Here is a 266-nt window from a genome sequence, read left to right on the forward strand (position 1 = left end):
GCATGGACCTGCTGCGGGTGCTGCCGCCGCACGATCATGGCACGTCGGCGAGCCATGCCTACCTCAATCGCAATACACGCAGTTTGGCGCTGGACCTCAAGCAGGCCGAGGCGCTGGAGATTGTGCGCGCGCTGGTCAAGGACTACGCCATCCTGCTGGAGCAGTTTCGCCCCGGAGTGATGGAGCGCCTGGGGCGGGGGTATGAGGCATTGAAGGCGATCAATCCGCGGCTGGTTTATGTGTCGATCACCGGTTACGGCCAGACC

Annotated in this window: 1 protein-coding gene; it reads left to right on the plus strand. The window is 63.5% G+C overall.

Translation table 11 applies throughout. The features are described 5' to 3' along the window. Nucleotides 1-266: CoA transferase (locus AC0IYH_RS31920; RefSeq protein WP_471838288.1), on the plus strand; the 266-nt coding region annotated here is incomplete at both ends.

The organism is Pseudomonas sp. AC463 (assembly GCF_979253585.1).